The sequence below is a fragment of the Serratia sp. EWG9 genome, from assembly GCF_019913725.1.
GTDB lineage: Bacteria > Pseudomonadota > Gammaproteobacteria > Enterobacterales > Enterobacteriaceae > Serratia > Serratia ureilytica.
On the sequence record NZ_JADNRO010000007.1, the window covers coordinates 50,154 to 67,917 of the forward strand.

The 17,764-nt window shown below is 59.3% G+C and carries 16 protein-coding genes; 2 read left to right on the top strand and 14 right to left on the bottom strand.

Translation table 11 applies throughout. From position 1 onward, the window contains the following. Positions 1 to 34: 34 nt before the first annotated feature. The 9 genes from ITX55_RS16290 to chaB all read right to left on the bottom strand — a co-directional run bounded on the left by ITX55_RS16290 (position 35) and on the right by chaB (position 9,342). Positions 35 to 1,618: an ABC transporter substrate-binding protein gene (locus ITX55_RS16290; protein ID WP_108680975.1), complete on the bottom strand. Its 1,584-nt coding sequence runs from the start codon at positions 1,616 to 1,618 to the stop codon at positions 35 to 37. Between the two features lie 132 nt (positions 1,619 to 1,750). Further along, positions 1,751 to 2,422 (bottom strand): ABC transporter ATP-binding protein, encoded by a 672-nt coding sequence (locus ITX55_RS16295; RefSeq protein ID WP_042784794.1) that lies wholly within the window; start codon positions 2,420 to 2,422, stop codon positions 1,751 to 1,753. Further along, positions 2,419 to 3,261: an ABC transporter ATP-binding protein gene (locus tag ITX55_RS16300; RefSeq protein WP_042784795.1), complete on the bottom strand. Its 843-nt coding sequence runs from the start codon at positions 3,259 to 3,261 to the stop codon at positions 2,419 to 2,421. The genes ITX55_RS16295 and ITX55_RS16300 overlap by 4 nt, the downstream gene beginning before the upstream one ends. After that, positions 3,251 to 4,120 carry an ABC transporter permease gene (locus ITX55_RS16305; RefSeq protein WP_046687287.1) on the bottom strand — a complete coding sequence of 290 codons (870 nt, stop codon included), beginning with the start codon at positions 4,118 to 4,120 and terminating at the stop codon, positions 3,251 to 3,253. The genes ITX55_RS16300 and ITX55_RS16305 overlap by 11 nt, the downstream gene beginning before the upstream one ends. After that, positions 4,117 to 5,172, bottom strand: a complete 1,056-nt coding sequence (locus ITX55_RS16310) for an ABC transporter permease (RefSeq protein WP_223085217.1) — start codon at positions 5,170 to 5,172, stop codon at positions 4,117 to 4,119. The genes ITX55_RS16305 and ITX55_RS16310 overlap by 4 nt, the downstream gene beginning before the upstream one ends. Beyond that, positions 5,172 to 6,740, bottom strand: a complete 1,569-nt coding sequence (locus ITX55_RS16315; RefSeq protein WP_223085218.1) for an ABC transporter substrate-binding protein — start codon at positions 6,738 to 6,740, stop codon at positions 5,172 to 5,174. The genes ITX55_RS16310 and ITX55_RS16315 overlap by 1 nt, the downstream gene beginning before the upstream one ends. A gap of 175 nt (positions 6,741 to 6,915) precedes the next feature. Further along, positions 6,916 to 7,869: an HTH-type transcriptional regulator Cbl gene (cbl, locus tag ITX55_RS16320; protein WP_033634950.1), complete on the bottom strand. Its 954-nt coding sequence runs from the start codon at positions 7,867 to 7,869 to the stop codon at positions 6,916 to 6,918. Positions 7,870 to 8,168: 299 nt separating this feature from the next. Beyond that, positions 8,169 to 8,864, bottom strand: a complete 696-nt coding sequence (locus ITX55_RS16325) for a gamma-glutamylcyclotransferase (RefSeq protein WP_033643457.1) — start codon at positions 8,862 to 8,864, stop codon at positions 8,169 to 8,171. Positions 8,865 to 9,114: 250 nt separating this feature from the next. Further along, a complete protein-coding gene (gene chaB / locus ITX55_RS16330) occupies positions 9,115 to 9,342 on the bottom strand; it encodes a putative cation transport regulator ChaB (RefSeq protein ID WP_033643458.1) in 228 nt (75 codons plus the stop codon). 130 nt (positions 9,343 to 9,472) lie between these two features. Between chaB and ITX55_RS16335 the strand changes: the two genes are divergently transcribed. Together ITX55_RS16335 and chaA are read left to right on the top strand one after the other, a co-directional pair. Further along, a complete protein-coding gene (locus tag ITX55_RS16335; RefSeq protein WP_033650884.1) occupies positions 9,473 to 10,291 on the top strand; it encodes a siderophore-interacting protein in 819 nt (272 codons plus the stop codon). 292 nt (positions 10,292 to 10,583) lie between these two features. Further along, positions 10,584 to 11,687: a sodium-potassium/proton antiporter ChaA gene (gene chaA, locus ITX55_RS16340; protein ID WP_025303229.1), complete on the top strand. Its 1,104-nt coding sequence runs from the start codon at positions 10,584 to 10,586 to the stop codon at positions 11,685 to 11,687. A gap of 36 nt (positions 11,688 to 11,723) precedes the next feature. Here the strand turns inward: chaA and lpxO are convergent, their stop codons facing one another. The 5 genes from lpxO to efeU all read right to left on the bottom strand — a co-directional run bounded on the left by lpxO (position 11,724) and on the right by efeU (position 17,680). Then, complete coding sequence (gene lpxO / locus ITX55_RS16345; RefSeq protein ID WP_033650883.1) at positions 11,724 to 12,626, bottom strand: lipid A hydroxylase LpxO; 903 nt, start codon at positions 12,624 to 12,626, stop codon at positions 11,724 to 11,726. Between the two features lie 235 nt (positions 12,627 to 12,861). After that, complete coding sequence (gene phoH, locus ITX55_RS16350; RefSeq protein ID WP_015378226.1) at positions 12,862 to 13,650, bottom strand: phosphate starvation-inducible protein PhoH; 789 nt, start codon at positions 13,648 to 13,650, stop codon at positions 12,862 to 12,864. A gap of 717 nt (positions 13,651 to 14,367) precedes the next feature. Continuing rightward, complete coding sequence (gene efeB, locus ITX55_RS16355; protein ID WP_042784800.1) at positions 14,368 to 15,666, bottom strand: iron uptake transporter deferrochelatase/peroxidase subunit; 1,299 nt, start codon at positions 15,664 to 15,666, stop codon at positions 14,368 to 14,370. 11 nt (positions 15,667 to 15,677) lie between these two features. Continuing rightward, on the bottom strand, positions 15,678 to 16,814 hold the full coding sequence (efeO, locus tag ITX55_RS16360) for an iron uptake system protein EfeO (protein WP_072627450.1): 1,137 nt from the start codon (positions 16,812 to 16,814) through the stop codon (positions 15,678 to 15,680). A 20-nt stretch (positions 16,815 to 16,834) separates the two neighbouring features. Then, on the bottom strand, positions 16,835 to 17,680 hold the full coding sequence (efeU, locus tag ITX55_RS16365; RefSeq protein WP_033643493.1) for an iron uptake transporter permease EfeU: 846 nt from the start codon (positions 17,678 to 17,680) through the stop codon (positions 16,835 to 16,837). Positions 17,681 to 17,764: the final 84 nt, after the last annotated feature.

The following is a 17,764-nucleotide window of genomic DNA, read 5'->3' on the forward strand; positions in this document are numbered from 1 at the left end:
CCTCTCCTCTCGGCGGCGAGGGGGCATTTTTCGTTCACGGCTGCGTTTTATTCACCCGATCCAAATACAGCATGCTGTTGGCGATATCCACCCGGGCATCTTCAACATTGTCCCGTAATGCCACCAGCGTTTGCCCCTGCAGCGCCAGCACATAAGGCGAACTGGCCTGCAGTTCCCGTTGCAGCGCGGCGTAACGTGCGCTGCGCGCTGCGCTGTCGCCTTCCGCAGCCGCCGCACGCGTTTCCGCGCTGATGGCGGGAATGCTCCACTGGGTGCGCCAGGCCAGGGTCTTCGGCCCCCCCGGCACATTGTAGGCAAAGGCGCTGGCGTTGGTGTTCGGATCCAGATAGTCGGCGCCCCAATAGGTGAAGATCGCCTGGAAATCGCGGCCGCGCATCTTGCCCCACAGATCGCTCTCCACCACCGGATGAATGTCCAGCCGCAGCCCAGCCTGCGCAAAGCTGGCCTGCAGCGCCTGCGCAATGTCGGTATACGGCGGCTGGTTGATAACGATCAGGCTGATGCTTGTGCCCTCGGCGATGCCGGCATCGCGCAGGATCCGTTTGGCCTTGTCCACATCGAGCTTAAACGGCCGCTCGTCGAGCGCACCGTCCAAGCCCTGCGGCAAGAAGGCCTGATGCACGCGATATTGCCCTTTCAGCAACCGTTCGGCGATGCTCTGATAATCCACCAGCCAGCGCGCCGCCTGCCACAGCGCCGGATTGCCCAGCGCCGGGTTGTCTTTGCTGCCGGTATTGAAACCGAGGTAATACACCTTGGGCGCATCGGCCTGCTCAATACGCACGCCCGGCGCTTTGCGCAGCGAGTCGAACTGGTCGGCGCCCAGATCGTAGGCCACGTCGGCATCCCCCTTCAGCAACAGTAAACGGCGGGTGCCGGCATCGCTGACGTTCTTGAATAACACCGTTTTCAACCGGGCCGGCGACGGCGCGTAGTCGTTGCGGCCAAACAGCAGCGCCTCATGCGGCACATAGTTGTTCACCCGATACGGGCCGCCGCCGGCCGAATGGTTGCGCAGCCAGGCGTTCCCAAAGTCCCCCTGCTGCGCGTGTTCGCTCAACAGCTTCTCATCCACGATCGAAGCCACGTTCGCCGTCAGCAGCCGCAGCGCCAGCTCGCTGCCGATGTTGGCCGACCAACTGAGCTGCACCTGGTTATCCCCGATCTTCTTCAGCTGCTGCTCGACGTTATCCGGCGTCCAGCCAAACTCAGCGAGAATAAAGGACGGCGCCTTGTTCAGCTTCACCGCACGCACCAGAGAGTAAATCACGTCCTCGGGACGCAGCGGATTGCCGGAAGCGAAACGTTGTTGCGGCTTCAGGGTAAAGATCAGGCTGCGCCCATCGGCGCCCGCTTGCCAACGGGCGGCGGCGTCCGGCGCCAACTTTTGCGGCGCACCGCGATCCGGCGCCACCAGGCGCTGATAGAGATTGACCAGATTGGCCGAGCTGACGGTTTCAAAGCTCTCCGCCGGATCGAGGCTGATGATGCCCTCCAGCGAACTGACCACCACCAAGGTATCCGGCGGGGTGGCGGCCTGCGCGCCGAAAGCGGTCGCCAGCGCGCCATACAATAAGGTTGGGATTAACCGTTTCATCGATACACTCTCCACAATCACGCGGTTGCGTTGTTTTTCGAGTGTAGGGGGTAAGAATTAACAGAAGAACGACGATAAATTGCTTTATTTATTACCAAGATGGATATGCCCGCCGCATTGACGGGCATTGGCTCAGGCAAGGAGACGGCCGTGCGCCATCGCCACCGAGCGATCGCACATATGGTCGATCACATCCGCATCGTGACTGACCAGCACCAGGGTCAGATCGCCAGCCTGTTTCAGCTCGTTGAGCAGGTTGAGGATCTCCGCCTGCACCGACATGTCCAATGCCGAGGTCGGCTCATCCAGCAGCAGCAGCTTCGGCCGCAACAGCAAGGCGCGCACGATCGCCACGCGCTGCCGTTGGCCGCCCGACAGCTGATGCGGATAGCGATCCAGCAGGCGCGGATCCAATCCTACCTGGCGAAAGCCCGCGCTGATTTTGCGTTCGATGTCGCTTTCTTGCAGCAGTTTGAGCGGTTCCGACAACGTGCGCAACAGCCGGTGCTTGGGGTGAAGCGAAGCATAAGGATCCTGAAACACCATCTGCACTTCACGCCGCAGTTCGCCGGTGAACGCCTGCCCCGGCTGCAGCCGCCGCCCGAGCAGTTCAAAACCGCCGCGCCAGCTGTCGTTCAGCCCGGCCAACACCCACAGCAGCGAGGACTTGCCGCAGCCGGAAGGCCCCACCAGGCCGAAGCACTCGCCCGGTTCGATACGCAGGTTAACGTCGTGCACCACGGTGCGCTGTTCATAGCCCTGACGATGGCTGACGCTGAGGTTCTCCAGTGCAATCACGCTCATTTCAATGCCTCCAGCAGCGCGCGATCCAGCACCGGCAGCGGCTTGCCGCGCGTCTCGCGGCTCGGCCGACACGCCCACAGCGTGCGAGTATAAGGGTGCGTGGCCTGCGCCAGCTCTGCTGCCGGCAGCTGATCCAACAGCTCGCCTTTGTACATCACCAGTACCCGCTCGCAGTGGTGTGCCACCTGCTGCAGATCGTGGCTGATCAGGATCAGCCCCATATTGCGTTGCGCCACCAGATTTTCTATCAGCTGCAGCACCTGATCGCGCATCTGGTGATCCAGCGCCGAGGTGGGTTCGTCGGCAATCAGCAGCTGCGGATCGTTGATCAGGGCGATGGCCAGCATCACCCGCTGCCCCATCCCGCCTGAGAGCTGATGCGGATAGCGGCGACACAGCGCCGCCGGATCGGGCAAGCCCACCGCCGCCAGCATCTCCAGCACTTTTTCACGCCGCTCGGCGCGGCTCAGCTTGGCATGCAACACCAGCGGCTCCTCCACCTGACGGCCGATCGGCTGATTGGGATTCAACGCATGCTTGGGATCTTGCATCACCATCGCCACCCGGTCGCCGCGCAGTCGGCTCCACTGGCGCTCGCTCAGGCGCGTCAAGTCTTCGTCGCCCAGCGTCAGGCGCTGCGCCCGCAGCTGCAACGGCGGCGGCAATAGCCCCATCAGCGCACGCGCGGTCAACGATTTGCCGGAGCCGGACTCACCGACCAGCGCCAGCCGCTCCCGCCCCATGCTGAACGAAATATTCTTCACCAGCGCCGCCGGCTGCGGCCCCGGCACGCCGATCGCCAAACGTTCAACGGTCAATAAGGTGTTATCAGTGCCCATGACGAGGATCCATTTTATCGCGCAGGCCATCGCCCAGCAGGTTAAAGGCCAGGCTGGCGAACAGGATCGCCCCGCCCGGTGCGGCGGCGACCCACCATTGATCGAAAATCACTTTACTGCCTTCGGCCACCATCGAGCCCCATTCGGCGGTCGGCGGCGCGACGCCCATGCCGAGGAACCCCAGACCGGCGGCGGACAGGATGATGCCGCCCAGGCTCAGCGCCGCGCGCACCACCGCGCTGGGCAGGCATAAAGGTAAAATGTGGCCGACCATCAGCCGCAGCCCGTTGATGCCCTGCATGCGCGCCGCTGCCAGATAATCGCTGCGGCGCAGCGCCAGCGTTTCGGCCCGCGCCTGGCGGGCAAAGGCCGGCCAGCTGGTCAGTGCCAGCGCCAGCGCGCCGTTCATCAGCCCCGGCCCCATCACCGCCACGAACGCCAGCGCGATCACCAGGCTCGGCAACGACAGGAAAATATCGGTCAGACGCATCAAGATGCGTTCTGCCCAGCCGCCGAGATAACCGGCGCAGATGCCCACCAGCAGACCGATAGGGATGGTCAGCACCAGAATCAGCGACACCAGAATCAGCGTCGGCCGCGCGCCGTAAATCACGCGGGAGAGCAAGTCGCGGCCGAAACCGTCGGTGCCCAACCAATGCGTGGCGGAAGGCGGCAGCAGCCGCAGCTCGATATGCTGCAAATTGGGATCGAAAGGCGCCAGCCACGGAGCCAGCAGCGCGGTGACGATCAGGATCGCCACCAGCGCCGCGCCGAGCGTCAGCGTGGTCAGCCGCTGACCGGTGCGATAGCCGACGGCCGGCTCGCTTTGCGGTTCGTGTTCAGAGAGATATTGGCTCATCGGGTTCGCGGATCCACTAGATAGGTCAAGGCATCGGCCAGAGTATTCAACAGCACGAAACAGGTGCCGATCAGCAGCGTGGCGCCGAGGATCGCCGGGGTGTCGGCGGCAAACAGCGCCGAGGTCAGATAGCGCCCGACGCCGGGCCAGGCGAACACCGTTTCGGTCAATACCGCGCCCTCCAGCAGGCTGGCATAGGAGAGAGACAGTACGATGATCAACGTCCCCAGCACGTTGGGAAACACGTGGCGCAGCAGAATGCGCAGGCGGCCGGCGCCTTTGGAGCGCGCCAGCGTCACGTATTCCTTGTTGCACTCTTCCAGCATCGCCGCGCGCAGCAGCCGGGTGATGCCCGCCATCGACAGCAGCGCCAGCGCCACGACCGGCAGCCACAGGTGGCTGATGGCGTTGTAGAACATCTCGCGATCGCCGGACAGCCAGCTGTCAATCAACACGAAACCAGTACGCGGCTCCATGCTGTACAAGTAAATGTCATCCAGGCGCCCCGGCCCCGCCGACCAGTGCAGCGTGGCGTAGAACAGCAGCAGCCCCAGCAGGCTCAACCAGAAAATCGGCACCGAATAACCCACCAGCGACAGCAACCGCGCCGCATTATCCAGCCAGCTCCCCGGTTTGAGCACCGCCAGAAACGCCAGCGTAATGCCGCCTAACGCGCCGAGAATAATGGCGCAGGTGGCCAGTTCCACCGTTGCCGGGAAGGTACGCAACAGATCGCTCAGCACCGGCTGGGCGGTAATGCGCGAAATGCCCAGATCGCCGTGCGCCAGGTGCACCAGATAGCGCCAAAATTGCACCGGCAGCGGCTGATCCAGCCCCAGGTCATGACGCACCTGCGCATAGGTGGCTTCGCTGGCGTGATCGCCCGCCACCTGCAGCGCCGGATCGATCGGCGCCAGGTGCGACAGCATAAAGGTGAACAGCAGCAGGCCGAGCAGCGTTAACGCCAGCGACAGCGCGCCGCCGAGCAGCCGCCCGCCCCAGCGCCAATACCGCCGGGCTAGCCCGGCGGAGGCGGAGAGTTCAGCGGCCATTACTTGCTGACCTTGCTGTAGAACACCATGTCAGGGTTGATGCCCTGCACATAGCCCTTGAGGTTGTCACGCACCGCGATCAGGCTGCGCGCCTGCAGGCCGATAACAAACGGCGAGCTTTGCTGCACCTGTTTTTGCAGTTGCTGATAGTCGGCCACCCGTTTGGCGGTGTCGTTTTCCGCAGTGGCGGCCAGCGTCAACTTGCTCAGCGCCGGGATCTGCCAGTTGGCTCGCCAGGCCAGCGTCTTGCTGCCGTCCTCCGGGTTGTAGGCAAAGGCAGCCGCGTTGGTGTTGGGATCGAAGTAATCCGGCCCCCAGGAGGTCAGCGTCGCATCGTAGTTAAGCGCTTTCACCTTGGTGGAGACCTGCGAGCTGATGCCCGGCACCAGTTCGACCTTCACGCCGCCCTGAGCAAAACTGGCCTGCAGCGCCTGAGCGATATCCAGGTACGGCGGCTGGTTGTTGACGTCCAGACGGAAACTGACGTTGCTCAGCCCCGCTTTGGCCAGTATTTCTTTGGCTTTCTGCGGATTGAAGCTGTATGGCTGCTCCTTGAGCGCGCCCAGATAACCGTCCGGCAGGAATGCCTGATGGCTCTGGAACTGCCCTTTCAGCAGATCGTCGGCGATGCCTTGGTAATCGAACAGCCAGCGCGCCGCCTCCCAAAACGCCGGGTTGCCGAGCGCCGGCGACGCCTTGGCGTTGAACTGCAGGAAATAAAGCGAGGCGTAAGGAATGGCCAACGGTTTGACGCCCGGCTTGCCCTTCAGGGCCGCCATCTGGTCCGCCCCCAGGTTGCGCGCGATGTCGGCATCGCCCTGCTCAATCAGCAAACGGCGCGCGGCCGGATCGGGCACGTTTTTGATCAGGATGGTTTTCAACGTCGGCGCCCCTTCCGGCGAGCCGGGGTTCGCGTCCAACACCACCACTTCGTGCGGCACATAGGTGCGGATTTTGTAAGGGCCGCTGCCGGCGGAGTGGCTGTTCAACCATTTGTGCCCCAGATCGTCGCCCTGCTGGTGCGCCAGCGCCTCTTTGGCGTCGACGATCGAGGATACCGGCGCCGACAGCAGGCTGAGCACGAAGGCCGGGCTGACGTTTTCATCCCAGCTGATTTTTACCGTATGGTCATCCACCTTGGTCAGGTGTTGATCCACGTTCTTCGCGTTCCAGCCCAGCTGCGTCAGGATAAACGACGGTTCGAGATTGAGTTTCACCACCCGTGAAAGCGAAAAGATCACGTCCTCCGGCCGCAGCGGGTTGCCGCTGGCGAATTTGGCGTCCGGGCGCAGGCTGAAGGTCAGGCTGCGGTTATCGGCGCCGGCCTGCCAACGGCTGGCCAGGGTCGGTTTGAGATCGACGGGATTGTGCGGATCGGACTGGATCAGACGTTGATACAGGCTGTTGAACGACTGCACCGTGGTTAACTCAAATCCCTGAGCCGGGTCAAAGCTGACCACGTCATCGATAGACTGCGCGATCACCAACGTGTTGGCCGGCGTCGCCGCCTGTACGTCAACGCTGGCCGCCACGGCCAAAAACAGCAAAGAAGGAACGAGCGCTTTCATCTGAAACTCTCCAAGCGGATGGAATTTATAATAATTTCGCGAGTGTATGCGAGCGCGATCGGCAGCTGAAGGTACTTAAATCACTATAGATATTCTTTTTATGTATATAGATGGGGTTTTGATTATTAGGCGGGCAATGCAGAATGCGCGGCAGGAATTGCCTGCCGCTTATCGGTTAAATCTGGTAATCAATCACCGCGTCCAGCTGCGACGAGAAGACCTTGTCTTTTATTTCGGTCAGCGACAGCGTCGGGTTGCACAGTTGGATAAAGCGCCAGGCATAGTTGCGCTGCAGCTGGCTGCGTTTCAGGCCCAGCCATACCGTATTAGGCTCAAACAAATGCTCGGCGTTGAGACTGACCAACCCGCGATCGCGCTCTTTTTCATACGACATGTCCGCCAGCACGCCCACGCCTAACCCCAGCTCGACGTAGGTTTTAATCACGTCGGAGTCCTGCGCGCTGAGCGCGATGTCCGGGGTCAGGCCCGCCGCTTTGAACGCCGCATCCAGCTTCGCGCGCCCGGTAATGCCCTGGCGGTAAGTGATCAGCGGCAAGGTGCTGAGCATCTCCAGCGTCACCTGCGGCTGACGCGTCAACTCGTGCCCTTCCGGCACCAGGATGGTGTGATGCCAGCGGTAGTAAGGGAACGCCGCCAACGATTCGTCACTCATCAGCCGTTCGCTGGCGATGCCGATATCGGCTTCTCCGGCGGCCAACATCGAGACGATCTCCTCAGGGCTGCCCTGATTGAGCACCACCCGCACCCGCGGATAAAGCGCGCGAAACTCTTTGATCACCCCCGGCAGACTGTAACGCGCCTGAGTGTGCGTCGTTGCGATATGCAGCTGCCCCGAGTCGTTGCTGCTGAAAACGTCCGCCAGGCGACGGATGTTGTTGGCGTCGTTGAGAATGCGCTCCGCCACCACCAACAGCTCTTTGCCGGGTTCGGTCATGCCCAGCAGCCGTTTGCCGCGGCGAATGAATATTTCAATGCCCAGCTCTTCTTCCAGCTCGCGAATATGCCGACTGACGCCGGACTGCGAGGTAAATAACGTATTGGCGACCTCAGTCAGGTTGTAGTTGCAGCGCGCCGATTCACGAATAATTTTTAATTGTTGAAAGTTCATCCCCGTCTCCCTGTTTCTTCCAGTAGCGTTAGCCATATTGATACGGAGTCCGACGAGTCTGAACAAATAAGAAATAACCTTTACTTATGCAATTTAATACTAAGTCGATCATTCTGCTTCGCAGGTGGGGTGGGAAACTGACAAAAAACAGCTAATGACTTTAAAAATAACGGGATAGATAACCACAACAAAAGCATGCCTTAAATCACTGTGGAAATTAAGTTATTAAATATAGGCATTAGATATAAAAAAGGGCTCAGCATGCTGAGCCCCTCACCGTTCGTATTCCCGCAGCAGCCTCAGGCGGTGGCCTCGCTGCCGATGCCGCCGGTGCGGTTCTGCTGCAGCCACTGCTGTACACAGCGCACCAGATCGCCGATGCAATCATCCTGCATGCCGTGGTGCTTCAACTCGTTATCCAGCGCAAACAGATATTGCGCGTTGGTGCCCAGCGGGCCGCTGGCGCTGGCGATCAATGGCGCAATCACCTGGTAGCTGGTGTCTTCTTCAAACAGCGGATGCTGCGGGTTCATCACGAACACCAACGCAGTAACCTTCTCGCCGCCATCCAACTGCAGCTCGCACCAGGTGGGCACGTAGCAATCGGTCACCATTTCACGCTTCCAAAGCAGCTCCAACTCTTCACGCAACTTGCTTTCCGGCAAACGAAACGCCAGGCCCGTGGTGTGGCCGCCGGCTTTTAACGCCAGCATGCGCCCCGGCTGATGCAGCGTGCCGCGCCCGGCGGTCAAGCGCATGCAGAACGCCCGGTGCCAGCCCTGTAGCGTGGCCGGCCGCACTTCTTCCGATTCGAAAACCGGGTTCCACATCAGCGAACCGTAACCGAATATCCATACGGGGCTGTGATCCGGCCGGCGCGATAAGGTGCAATCCAACGAGGCTGCACGCTGTTCAGGCGTCAGCAACAACGACTCCTCAATAGCGCCGAATGCAGTTTTGCAATCCGCTTTTTGCAGAAAATCTCGCGTTAACACTGATATTACCTCCCGGGAATACGATTTCTCGCCTTCCCTCGCCACTGCTGAACCTTTGATGTTTTATTTTCGGCTGCGGATTTTTATTAATTCAATCACCGCGCCTTATAAGAATGACCTTATTCTTTTCCTGACGTGCAATCAAGTTACAAAGCGGCGTTAAAGTGAAAAAGTATTTGTACTGAGCAGCAATAATATTAATTGCCGGGCTCCACATAATGTCTGCGCGATTTTACTGCGTGATAATTCGTTACTTTTTATGCCAGCGTTCGTCGTCGCCCTTGCGATAGCTTTGCTTGACCGCCGCCCAGGCCACCTTATGCGCCGTCTCTTCCCGGCTGTCGTCACCGCGCCGCTCATCGGGATCCCGGTATTGTTGCCAGGCGCTGTTGAACGCTTCTTTATAGATCGCCTGCGCATGTTCCGGCAGCACATGCTTAACGTTGTCCGGCAAGTCGTTCGTGCTGTGGTAGGGCATATGGCCTCCCCTTTCAGGATGAGTGAACCTTAAGCCTAGCCCACATGCGGTTTCGTCTCAATTAGCAAACAATTCTCATTATCAAACGACATGTTATACTCACCGCCAAACGAACTATAAGGAGAACCCCGTGACTACCGAAGCCCCTCGCTCACGCGCCCCCTACCTGATCGCCGTCAGCCGCGTACAGGACATTACGCCGCACCTGCGCCGCATTACCTTTACCGCTCCCGATCTGCGTTACTACCCGGCCAATGCCGCCGCTGCACACATCAAAGTCTTTTTGCCGCTCGCTGGCCAGACGCAGCCGGACCTGCCGACGCTGACCGAAAACGGCCCGCGTTGGGCTGCGGACGCCGTGCGCCCGATCGTGCGCACCTATTCCATCCGCGCCGTGCGCCCGGAACTGGCGGAAGTGGACATTGAGTTCGCCATTCATGATCATCAGGGCCCGGCGGTGGACTTTGCACGCCAGGCGAAAGCCGGCGATAAAATCGGCATCAGCAACCCGGGTGGCCCCAAGCCAATGCTGCCGGCCGCCGACTTCTACTGCCTGGCGGGCGATCCTTCCTCACTGCCTGCGCTGGCCGCACTGCTGGAAAACCTGCCGCCACACAGTGCCGGACGCGCTTTCGTCCGCGTCGACAGCAACGCTGACGTCATTGACCTGAAGAAACCCGCCGACGTTGAGGTCAATTGGGTCGTCGGCGGCACGGAGAAGACCGACGAGTTGGTCGCTCGGTTCCGCGCGCAGTCCCTGCCGCAGGGCGAAAGCCACTTCTGGCTCGCCGGTGAAGATCGCCTGGTGGTAGAGCTGCGCCGCTACCTGCGTCGCGAACGTCAATGCGATCGTAATCGTCTTTATGCCGTGCCTTACTGGCGTGAGGGGCTAAATGAAGAGGGTTACCACAATAAACGGCATGAAATCATGGACAACATTGACGACTGACGGTCTCATTTTCCTTGATTAACCACGAGCTAAACAAGTAAACACGACCTTTCTCAAATCTAACGCTAAAAATTGGCGTTATTGCGTAAAAGTAAGTAAATAAAACCGCACCCCGTGCGGTTTTTTTGCTACCCTGATCACATAAGCAAGCAATTGCTTTCTCAGATAAAACAACATCACACCGGCGCCGCGGGTGTATCCTAATATAAAATACCTACTGGAAACGCAACGTTGCCGTATCACGGTGACCGGCGCTGACGGGCTACGCTGTTTGAGAAGGAGTGCCACCCTCATGAAGTCGCAACACGATCCTGGCCGATCCACCAAATCTCGCCACACCGAATACTCGCTGATCTTCCCTATCGCCGCGCTGGTGGTGTTAAATCTATGGGGCAGCACCGATAACTTTCCGCTGATCGTCGGCATCAATATTCTCGCGCTGGTGGGGATCCTCAGCAGCGCCTTCAGCGTGGTGCGCCACGCCGACGTGCTGGCTCACCGATTGGGCGAACCCTATGGCTCGCTGATCCTCAGTTTGTCCGTCGTGATCCTCGAAGTCAGCCTGATTTCCGCGCTGATGGCCACCGGCGACGCCGCGCCGGCGCTGATGCGCGACACGCTGTACTCCATCATCATGATCGTTTCCGCCGGCCTGGTCGGCTTTGCGCTGCTGCTCGGCGGGCGCAAGTTCGCCACCCAGTACGTCAACCTGGGCGGCATCAAACAGTATCTGATGGCGATTTTCCCGCTGGCGGTGATCGTGCTGGTGTTCCCGAGCGCGCTGCCAGGCGGCAACTTCAGCACCGGGCAAGCGCTGCTGGTGGCGTTGATCTCCGCCGCCATGTATGGCGTGTTCCTGGTGATCCAGACCAAAACCCACCAGAGCCTGTTCGTGTACGAGCATGAAGACGACGATGGCGACCCGCACCACGGCAAGCCCTCTTCGCACAGCAGCGCCTGGCACGCCGCCTGGCTCATCGTGCACCTGATCGCGGTTATCGCCGTCACCAAGTTCAACGCCAATCCGCTGGAAGGCCTGCTGACCAAGATGAATGCACCGGCGCAGTTCACCGGTTTCCTGGTGGCGCTGTTGATCCTGTCGCCGGAAGGCCTGGGCGCGCTGCGCGCCGTGTTGAACAATCAGGTGCAACGCGCCATGAACCTGTTCTTCGGTTCGGTGCTGGCGACCATCTCCCTGACGGTGCCGGCGGTGACCATCATCGCTACTCTGACAGGGCAGACGCTGATCTTCGGCCTGCAAACGCCGCATATCGTGGTGATGTTGACAGTGTTGCTGTTGTGCCAGCTGTCGTTCTCGACCGGCCGCACCAACGTGCTGAACGGCACCGCCCACCTGGCGCTGTTCGCCGCCTACATGATGACTATCTTCGCCTGATCAAAAAGGGGCGCACTCTGTGCGCCCCTGCCTTCGCTATACCGAGAAGAATATCGCCGCGGCGATCCCCCCGAACAAAATCCACTTGATGATGTAATAACCGGTGCGGTTCCAGGCCTTCAGGCGTTTCCCCACCCGGCGTATCGCATAGATGTATTTGAACATCTTGTTGACGCCGCCGGTGCGATCGCCCTCTTCATTCGGCGCCGTGGCGGCGCTCATCAGGTTGCGCCCCAGCCAGTGATTCACCGCCTGCGCCCAGCGGTAACGCATCGGCCGTTCGATGTCGCAGAACAGGATCAGACGATTCTTCCCGCTCTGGTTTTCCGCGTAGTGCAGATAGGTTTCATCGAACATCACCCCTTCACCGTCGCGCCAGCTGTAGCGCTCACCGTCCACCTCAATGAAGCAGCGGTCATCGTTGGGGGTAATCAACCCCAGGTGATAACGCAGCGAACCGGCGTAAGGATCGCGGTGGCGCGGCAAACGGCTGCCGTCCGGCAGTTCGGCGAACATCGCCGCTTTGACCGAAGGCAGGCTGCGCAGCAGTTCCGTGGTCTGCGGGCACAGGGTCATGGCGGAAGGATGGCTGTCTTCATACCATTTCAGATAAAAGCGTTTCCAACCGGTCTTGAAGAACGAGTTGAAACCGGCATCGTTGAATTGATCGGACGCTTTGATCTGCTGGATCTCCATCAGCTTCTGTCCTTCGTCGCGGATGGTTTCCCAGTTCTCCCGCAGTACCGCCAGCTCAGGGAACTGCTCCGGCTTCAGGTACGGCGTAGTCGGCACACGAGAAAACAGATACATGAAGACGTTCAGCGGTGCGGTAAAAGTGGAATGGTCAGACAGCTGCCGCCAAACGTTATAGCGCACCCGTCCGCGGTAATGCACATAGACGACGCATAAAATAAGCAAAATCAGAATGATATATTTCATGTTTGAATCGCAGCAAGGAACCCACACTCAATGCGCCGCGCGGCGCACACCCCAGAAAATGTCCTTTTGGCGGCGCAGGCAAACTGCGCGCCAATCTGGAACCCATTAATCATTAACGCTAACTCAACGAAAATCTATACAGAAAACCACAATAATTTACACAAAGGTTAAACGAAAGGGGAAATGGGGGGCGATAAAAAAGGCCGCCGAGGCGGCCTTTCCATTAGCGGATAGGTTAACTGTAAGCGTTGAGCGTGCGCTGGCACAAAGCGGAACGCACGCAGTCCTGTTTTTCAAAGCGGATAACGCCGATCATCTCGTCCTCTTCGAAGCGCTCCAGGGCATCGCTGAGACCGGATTTCACGCCGCGCGGCAGGTCGCACTGGGTCACGTCGCCGTTAACGATAACCGTCACGTTTTCCCCCAGGCGGGTCAGGAACATTTTCATCTGGCTGGCGGTCACGTTCTGGGCTTCATCCAGGATAACGACCGCATTTTCGAAGGTGCGTCCGCGCATATAAGCGAACGGCGCAATCTCTACCTTGCCGATTTCCGGGCGCAGGCAGTACTGCATAAAGGAAGATCCTAAACGACGTACCAGAATGTCATACACCGGGCGGAAATAAGGGGCGAACTTCTCGGAGATATCCCCCGGCAAGAAACCGAGGTCTTCATCCGCCTGCAAAACAGGACGGGTAACGATAATCCGATCCACCTCTTTATGGATCAGCGCCTCCGCCGCCTTGGCGGCGCTGATAAATGTTTTGCCACAGCCGGCTTCGCCGGTGGCGAAGATCAGCTGCTTATTCTCTATGGCTGATAAGTAATGACCCTGAGCTTCGGTTCTAGCCTCGATGGGTGAGCTATCGCGCTTGTCTCGCGCCATGCCGATAGACTCGACTCCCCCCATTTGCACCAGCGAGGTCACAGACTCTTCTTCCAGCTGGCGATGACTACGAGCGTCACGACGAATAACGCGTTTCGCTTCACGACGTGCTTTGATCACTGCTTTCTGTCTACCCATAGTGGCACCTTACAGTTTGTTTCACCTACCGCAACGGCCAGGCCGTGCGATTATGTTTCACACACGTATTAGGTTTTGGCCTCCTCCGAGCCAATAAGAGCCAAGGGACAATGTGAATTGACGGCAACGTTTAAGCGCCGTTGCTTCACGGGACAACGCGGACTGCATCAATAAACGTGGAGTAAAAAGTGGTGAGATTCGGTAGCGATAAGAGTGCGGAGTTGCCGGTAAAAGAGAGTCGGAGAGAGAACCCTCGTTACAACGAGAAATCAGGGGAGATGTGTTATTTTTTCTTTCCAGCCCAACCAAGGACTTTACCATTAGCGATCCCCGCAGTGATATTTACAGCTTCAAGCTGTGCACCGTGTGAAAACTACCGCCAGATGATTACAGTATAATGACATTCAATCCTGTCGCGTTACTAAAATGTAAAAAAATTTTATATGTTTTGTTTTTAGTTATCGCTAAAACACTATATCACGCGCGACACGTCATTCCATAAAAATTTTTAACATATAAATTTCAAAGAATTACAATTAAAAACCGCGAATGACACTTTGGTTTCCTGATTAAATTTTGCACAACCCAAAAACGCGGGCGGTGCGTGCTTTTTAATCCATAGGCCAGGTGTCGAATTGACTTTCGACGCTCAATCTTCCGTACGGCAGGCAACACAAAGTAAAACGAGGCAGGCAAGCCCGCCTCGTCATTCCGGGTTCAGGCCTTGAGCAGGCCGCTGGCCAAATAATCGCCGCGTTCTTTCACGCCCGGCAGCACGAAGAAATACCCGCCGCCAATCGGCTTGATGTATTCCTCCAGCGCTTCGCCGTTCAGCCTTTTTTGCACCGTCAGGAAACCTTTCTCCAGGTCGGCCTGATAGCAGACAAACAGCAGCCCCATTTCCAGCTGGCCGGCATTGGATACCCCCAGCGAATAGCTGTAGCCGCGTCGCAGCATCAGATTGCTTTGGCTTTCCGGCGTGCGTGGGTTAGCCAAGCGAATGTGCGCGTCCATCGGGATCACCTTGCCGTCGGGATCGTTCGCGTAATTCGGCTCGTCATGTTCATGCTTCATGCCCAGCGGCGCGCCGCTGTGCTTCTCGCGGCCGAAAATGGTTTCCTGCTCCTGCAGCGGCGTGCGATCCCAAAACTCGACGCGGAAACGAATAATACGCGCCGCCTGATAGCTGCCGCCCGCCGTCCACGCCGGTTCACCGACGCTGTCGCCGACCCACACCACTTTATCCATCAGCGGCTTGTCGTCGGTTTTCGGGTTAGCGGTGCCGTCTTTGAACCCCAACAGGTTGATCGGCGTCTCTTTCCCTTTGCTGCGCGCCGCGTGCGCGGAGATGAACCCTTCCCGCTTCCAGCGCACGCTGAGCAGATCCGGCGAATGCTTAATGATGTCGCGCAGCGCGTGGAGAGCGGTTTCGTTGGTGTTGGCGCAGATCTGCAGCAGCAGGTCGCCGTGGCAAAGCGCGGCGTCCAGCGCATCGTTGGGGAAGCGCGTCATCTTCTGCAACCGCAGCGGTTTGTGCGCCTGCAGACCAAAGCGTTCGTCGAACAGCGATGCGCCGACCGAGACGGTGATGGTCAGGTTGTCCGGGTAAATCTCCGGCCCCATGATGCCGGAATCGAGCGGCGGCAGCTTGGCGTCCACCTCCGGCGCCTTGCCGCCGTGGGTCAGGAAGGCGATGCGATCGGTCAGCAGCCGGAACAGGCGCTCCAGATCCGCTTTGCTGGTCGCCAGCACATCGAACGCCACCAGCATCATCGCCGCCTGTTGCGGCGTCAGCACGCCGGCCTGATGGCGGCCATAAAACGGCTGTTTCTGCCAGCGCTCATCCTGCGGCGTCGCCAACGGCTCCGCCGCGTTACCCGCCGCCTGCGCCAGGCGGCTGCCGCCCAACGCCAGCGCGCCCAGCCCCAGCCCTTGCAGCAAACGGCGCCGCGAAGGCGACGCCGCTCCCTGAGAGTGCGGATGCGGCCCGTTATTCGGGCCTGCCTTGTTGCTCATAACCGTATGCCTCAGTCCAGACCCAATACGCCGCGCAGTTGGGAAAGATCTTCCGCCAACGTGGTGATCGGCCCTTTCAACGCATTGCGATCGGCATCGGTCAGCTTCTCATAAGACTCATAGCCGTCTTTGGTTTGGTACTTCGCCAAGATGGTGTCCACGGTTTTGAAGTTGGCGTCGATCTTGTCCAGCAGCGGCTTATTGGCCTTGACCAGCAAAGGACGCAGCAGGTTGACTATCTTCTGCGCGCCGTCGACGTTGGCCTGGAAATCCCACAAATCGGTGCGGCTGTAGCGGTCTTCTTCACCGCTGATCTTGCTGGCCGCCACCTCTTCGATTAGCCCGGCTGCGCCGCCCACCACTTTGCTCGGCGGGAAGGTCAGTTCACTCACGCGCTTTTGCAGCTCTACGGTATCGTGGTACAGGCGATCGGCGTAGGCGCCCATGTCTTTGGTGGAGTTGTCGGCAAACAGCGCCTTCTCCAGACGGTGGAAGCCGGTGAAGTTCGGATCCGCCGATTTCTTCTCGTAGTCGTCTTCGCGGGCGTCGATGCTGCCGTCCAGATCGGAGAACAGCTCGGCGATCGGCTCGATGCGCTCATAGTGCTGGCGGGTCGGCGCATACAGCTTGCGCGCTTGTTCCACGTTGCCGGCCTTCACCGCGTCGGTGAACAGCTTGGTTTGTTTCACCAACCCATCGACTTCTTTGGTGACGTAAACCTTGTATTCGGCAATCGGGCCGACCAGGTCCAGCGCGTTCGGCTTGCCGTCGGTGGCGCCGTTGGCCGCTGCGGTGACAGTCAGTTTGCCTTTCGGATTGCTGAGCAGCCCGCAGGTCATGTCATATTCGCCCGCTTCCAGCGTGGCGGTCATTTTCTGGGTAAAGCCCGGCGCGATGTTCTCACGCTCTTCCACCACCATCACCCCTTTCAGGATTTCCCATTCGACGTTTTTCTGGCTGGTGTTGTGCACCACAAACTGCGTCTTGCCGGCCGGCACCGTCAGCTGCATCGGTTCGCACTGCTTATCGTTGACCGTGACCTTGACCTGCGGCACGTCCGCCGCCAAGGCATCGATGCTCAGCGCAAACGCCGGGATAGCCAGTAATGCTGCGTGCAACGCCTTGCGGCGAAATAACGGAGTAGACATACGAGATTCCCTATTAAACATTAATGATTGATTTTACGTTGCGCCGGGGCCGCTGCCGGCTCCGCGCGCTGCGGCAGAAAGAAGAAAATCAGCGCCGGGATCAAATACAGGAAGTAGACCGCCACTTCGCTGACCGTCGGCGCTTCCTGATAACCGAGGATGCCTTCCAGCAGGGTACCGAACAGCGAATGGGTCGACAGGGTGCTGCTGAAATCGAAGGCGATGTCCTGAAAGTGGTTCCACAGACCGGCTTCGTGGAAGGCGCGGATCGCCCCGGCGGCCAGCCCGGCGGCGACGAACAGAATGAACAGGCTGGTCCATTTGAAGAATTTGGCCAGATGCAGCTTCACCCCGCCCCAGTAAATCATCATGCCCAGCACGATGGCGGCGACCAGGCCGAGCACCGCACCGATCGGCGCCGCGGCGCCCACGTCTTGCTGAAACGCCGCCAGCAGGAAGAACACCGACTCCAACCCTTCGCGCGCCACGGCGAAGAACACCATCGCCACCAGCGCCCACCCCTGCCCTTTACCGGCGCTGAGCGCCTGATCGATCGCCCCTTCCAGATGTACCTTGACCGACCTGGAGACTTTGCGCATCCAGAACACCATATAGGTGAGGATCAGCACCGCCACCACCGCCACGATGCCTTCGAACAGCTCCTGCTGTTTCTGCGGGAACTCGCCGGTGGTCTCATTGATAAAGATGCCGAGCGCCAAACACAGCGCCGCCGCGACAATCACGCCGATCCACACCGCGCCCAGCCATTGGCTGCGCTGCGTGCGCTTCAGGTAGCTGGCGATCAGGCTGACGATCAGCGCGGCCTCCAGCCCCTCACGGAACATGATAAGAAAGGGAACGAACATAACTAATCACCCCTGAAAAGACCGCGGCGGCAGAGAAAACCGGCTCGCAATGAGCCGCGGCGAGTATGTAAAGAAACGTAAAAT

Bases quoted from the DNA above. Each gene is read 5' to 3' on its own strand.
- ITX55_RS16290 (WP_108680975.1), bottom strand. From the start codon at position 1,618: ATGAAACGGTTAATCCCAACCTTATTGTATGGCGCGCTGGCGACCGCT.
- ITX55_RS16295 (WP_042784794.1), bottom strand. From the start codon at position 2,422: ATGAGCGTGATTGCACTGGAGAACCTCAGCGTCAGCCATCGTCAGGGC.
- ITX55_RS16300 (WP_042784795.1), bottom strand. From the start codon at position 3,261: ATGGGCACTGATAACACCTTATTGACCGTTGAACGTTTGGCGATCGGC.
- ITX55_RS16305 (WP_046687287.1), bottom strand. From the start codon at position 4,120: ATGAGCCAATATCTCTCTGAACACGAACCGCAAAGCGAGCCGGCCGTC.
- ITX55_RS16310 (WP_223085217.1), bottom strand. From the start codon at position 5,172: ATGGCCGCTGAACTCTCCGCCTCCGCCGGGCTAGCCCGGCGGTATTGG.
- ITX55_RS16315 (WP_223085218.1), bottom strand. From the start codon at position 6,740: ATGAAAGCGCTCGTTCCTTCTTTGCTGTTTTTGGCCGTGGCGGCCAGC.
- cbl (WP_033634950.1), bottom strand. From the start codon at position 7,869: ATGAACTTTCAACAATTAAAAATTATTCGTGAATCGGCGCGCTGCAAC.
- chaB (WP_033643458.1), bottom strand. From the start codon at position 9,342: ATGCCCTACCACAGCACGAACGACTTGCCGGACAACGTTAAGCATGTG.
- chaA (WP_025303229.1), top strand. From the start codon at position 10,584: ATGAAGTCGCAACACGATCCTGGCCGATCCACCAAATCTCGCCACACC.
- lpxO (WP_033650883.1), bottom strand. From the start codon at position 12,626: ATGAAATATATCATTCTGATTTTGCTTATTTTATGCGTCGTCTATGTG.
- phoH (WP_015378226.1), bottom strand. From the start codon at position 13,650: ATGGGTAGACAGAAAGCAGTGATCAAAGCACGTCGTGAAGCGAAACGC.
- efeB (WP_042784800.1), bottom strand. From the start codon at position 15,666: ATGAGCAACAAGGCAGGCCCGAATAACGGGCCGCATCCGCACTCTCAG.
- efeO (WP_072627450.1), bottom strand. From the start codon at position 16,814: ATGTCTACTCCGTTATTTCGCCGCAAGGCGTTGCACGCAGCATTACTG.
- efeU (WP_033643493.1), bottom strand. From the start codon at position 17,680: ATGTTCGTTCCCTTTCTTATCATGTTCCGTGAGGGGCTGGAGGCCGCG.